The organism is Nocardioides pyridinolyticus, assembly GCF_054653575.1.
This window is the reverse complement of sequence record NZ_BAAIFY010000084.1, coordinates 1-718: the sequence shown is the minus strand read 5'-3', so window position 1 is coordinate 718 and position 718 is coordinate 1. Positions and strand designations below refer to the sequence as shown.

At 74.7% G+C, this 718-nt stretch carries 1 protein-coding gene; it reads right to left on the bottom strand.

All coding sequences use genetic code 11. From position 1 onward, the window contains the following. The coding region (locus ACYQ0U_RS22760; RefSeq protein ID WP_459976162.1) for a Rossmann-fold NAD(P)-binding domain-containing protein at nucleotides 1–718 on the bottom strand (718 nt) is incomplete at both ends.

The window sequence follows — 718 nt, the reverse complement described above, 5'->3', positions numbered from 1 at the left end:
TCGACGCCGGACCGGGCATCTGCGACGGCACGTTCTGCCCGCCCCAGACCTGGGCGTTGCCGATCCGCACCACCTCACCGGCCACCGCGCCCTCGACGTTCCCGCCGGTCTCGGCCGCGAGGTCCACGACCACCGAGCCGGGCCTCATCTGCTCGACCATCGCGCCGGTCACCAGCAGCGGCGCCCGGCGGCCCGGGACGGCGGCGGTCGTGATCAGCGCGTCCGCGGCCGCGACGTACGGCGCCAGCCGCTCCATCTGGAGCGCGGCCCGCTCCTCGGTCATCTCCCGGGCGTAGCCACCCGCGCCCTCCAGCGTGTCGAGCTCGAGGTCGATCGCCTGCGCGCCCATCGAGCGGATCTCCTCCGCGGCGGCCGCGCGCACGTCGTAGGCCTTCACCACCGCGCCGAGCCGCTTGGCGGTCGCGATCGCCTGGAGACCCGCCACACCGGCACCGAGCACCACCACCTCGGCCGGCGGCACCGTGCCCGCGGCCGTCATGTTCAACGGGAAGAACCGCCGCAACATCCCGGCCGCGACGATCGCGCACCGGTAGCCCGACACCAGCGCCTGCGAGGACAGCGCGTCCATCGACTGCGCCCGCGAGATCCGCGGCACCAGCTCCATCGCGAACGACGTGACGCCGCCGTCGCGCAGCGCGACCACCACCTCCGGCTCAGCACCGCCAGAACCCGTCGGCAGGAACGACACCGTCGCCGC